Raw genomic sequence first — 3,016 nt, 5'->3', positions numbered from 1 at the left:
TTGAGAACGTTATCAAGATCAGAACAGGTGAAGAAGGATACAACGCACTTCACGATTCAGCGGAGTGGGAAAAAGCTTAAGCTGACAAGGGCGTCTGCGTGCATCTTAATTACAGATCTCCCGATGTATGCAGACTGCCTTACATAATATGATTTGGAGGTAATTACAATGGAAAAAATCACAGACTATTATGGTTCAATGGTATTCGATGACAGAATAATGAAGGCAACTCTTTCGGATAAAGTATACAAATCACTGAAAAGAACTATAGACAAGGGAACTCCTCTTGATATATCCGTAGCAAATGCAGTTGCAGCTGCCATGAAGGAGTGGGCGATTGAAAAAGGTGCAACTCACTACACACACTGGTTTCAGCCAATGACAGGTGTTACTGCTGAGAAGCATGACAGCTTTATTTCTCCTGCACCTGACGGAAGAGTTATCATGGAATTCTCGGGCAAGGAGCTCATTAAAGGCGAGCCTGACGCATCCTCATTCCCCTCTGGCGGACTTCGTGCTACTTTTGAGGCAAGAGGATATACGGCTTGGGATCCTACATCTTATGCTTTCATCAAGGACGGTACACTTTATATCCCAACTGCATTCTGTTCATACACAGGTGAGGCTCTTGACAAAAAAGTACCACTCCTGCGTTCAATGGAAGCCCTTAACAAACAAGCTCTGCGTATCCTTAAACTATTCGGCAATGACAAGGTTAAAAGCGTAAAGACATCCGTTGGTCCCGAGCAGGAATACTTCCTCGTTGATCGTGATATGTGGAAGAAGAGAAAAGACCTCATCATGACAGGACGTACTCTCTTCGGTGCTATGCCTCCAAAAGGCCAGGAAATGGACGACCATTATTTTGGTTCCATCAAGCCAAGAGTTGCCGAGTATATGGCCGATCTCGACAAGGAACTGTGGAAGCTTGGTATCCTCGCTAAAACCAAGCATAATGAAGTTGCACCTGCCCAGCACGAGCTTGCTCCCATATACGATACAACAAATATCGCTGCCGACCACAACCAGCTTACTATGGAAGTAATGCAGAAAGTCGCTATCCGTCACGGACTTGTTTGTCTGCTCCATGAAAAGCCATTTGCAGGTGTAAACGGCTCAGGTAAGCATAACAACTGGTCTATATCCACAGATCAAGGTGAGAACCTTCTCTCTCCCGGTGAGACTCCCGCTGAGAATGCACAATTCCTGCTTTTTCTTGCGGCAGTTATCAAGGCTGTTGATGATTATCAGGATCTGCTGCGACTTTCAGTTGCTACCGCAGGCAACGATCACAGACTTGGCGCAAATGAAGCTCCACCTGCTGTTATATCCATATTCCTCGGTGACGAACTTACAGCAGTCCTTGATGCTATTGAAAAGGATAAACCGTACGGTGGAACAAAGAAGGAAAAAATGCAGCTTGGCGTTGATGTTCTTCCCAAGTTCAGTAAGGACTCAACAGACCGTAACAGAACATCACCTTTCGCATTCACTGGTAACAAGTTCGAGTTCCGCATGCTTGGTTCTTCCAACAGTATCTCCTGTGCTAACATTCACCTTAATGCTGCTGTTGCTGAAGAATTGAAGCAGTTTGCTGATAAGCTTGAGGGCGTAAAGGACTTCAACAAGGCTCTTCACGACCTTATCAAGAAAACTATCAAGGAACACAAGCGTATTATCTTCAACGGCAACGGCTATGATGACGCATGGATAAAGGAGGCAGAGAAACGCGGTCTTATGAATCTTAAGACCACCGCTGATGCAATGCCCCATATCTGCGACAAGAAGAACGTTGATATGCTCACCTCTCACGGTGTATTCACTAAGGCTGAAATATTCTCACGCTGTGATATCATGCTTGAAAACTATATAAAGACAGTTAATATCGAAGCTACAACTATGATAGATATGACCCGCAAGGAGATAATCCCTGCTGTTGCTAGGTTTGCTGCTGATACAGCAAATGCGGTAGCAGTCAAGAAGAGTGTATCAAAGGTTGCATGCAAGTATGAGACAAGTCTTGTTACCGAGCTTTCAAGCCTCATAGATGAAATGGATGCTGCTACGACAATGCTTGAAAAAGTAGTGGCGGATTTCAAGAAACAGGACGTTATCATAAAGGCTTCTGAGTTCGTCCGCGACACGATGCTCCCTGCTATGGAAAAGCTCCGTGCTGCTGCTGACAAGGCTGAAACAGTAACTGCTGAGTCATACTGGCCTTTCCCTGCATATGACAAACTCCTTTTTGGAGTGTGATATTTAAGATCATCAGAAAAGTCTACACTATAGACCACTCCTTGAAATAAATACAGCATAAACCACAGAGCCAACAGTATTTTGCTGTTGGCTCTGTGGCCATTTCATAATAAATTATTGAAAACAATTGCTGCTAAAGATTATTCTTAAACTATATATTGATTAAGAGGCGGCGATTAAGCCGCCGACCTCTCAGTCGAGTAGCCAAGTGGACTTTCACCACAAGGCTCTCACAGAATCTAAATTTTTAGATTGACATTTGCAGTATGTGTACTCTGCAAGCAATAACAATTCATATAAGTCCTGTCCATATCTATTTATACTTTTTCATTATCTCAGATACACGACTCTGTATAGACTTTGCAGCATCCTCTGCCGAGCACTCTCCTGCAAAATACTTGTCGGCTTCCTCATAGAGAACCGTACTCATATCATCATCGTATTCAACTGCTGTATTATCGCACTTGCACAGATAATCATACAGCATATCAGCCTGTTCAGCCGTAAGACTGGGAACAGGTATACCGCTTGCGGTATGCTCGACGCCTATCTCACTGTTAAGTATATTCCTGGTTTCAGGCTTGAAGCACGAAAACACATCATAAGGGAATGTAAGAGCTTTTGAAACAAATTCCCATGCGCCGTCCTTATCCTGACAAGAAGATGTAATGCTATAAAAATACTCTGGCTTTATCAAGCCGCCTCTTTCACTGTTATCAGTGGGGTATCCTACCATATTGATCTCTTCGCCGTTGCCTTG

At 43.8% G+C, this 3,016-nt stretch carries 2 protein-coding genes; one reads left to right on the top strand and one right to left on the bottom strand.

What is annotated here, in order from left to right:
• The first annotated feature begins 168 nt into the window (after nucleotides 1-168).
• Nucleotides 169-2,256 (top strand): glutamine synthetase III, encoded by a 2,088-nt coding sequence (locus J6U00_RS11690; RefSeq protein ID WP_296582042.1) that lies wholly within the window; start codon nucleotides 169-171, stop codon nucleotides 2,254-2,256.
• A gap of 313 nt (nucleotides 2,257-2,569) precedes the next feature.
• On the opposite strand, the gene J6U00_RS11685 is transcribed toward J6U00_RS11690, so the two are convergent.
• Nucleotides 2,570-3,016: hypothetical protein (locus J6U00_RS11685; protein ID WP_296582040.1), on the bottom strand; the 447-nt coding region annotated here is incomplete at its 5' end.

This window comes from Ruminococcus sp. (assembly GCF_017650195.1).
Classification (GTDB): domain Bacteria; phylum Bacillota; class Clostridia; order Oscillospirales; family Ruminococcaceae; genus Ruminococcus.
This window is presented reverse-complemented; position numbering and strand designations above follow the sequence as displayed.

Coding starts and splice junctions, on each gene's coding strand:
- J6U00_RS11690 (WP_296582042.1), top strand. CDS start 169: ATGGAAAAAATCACAGACTATTATGGTTCAATGGTATTCGATGACAGA.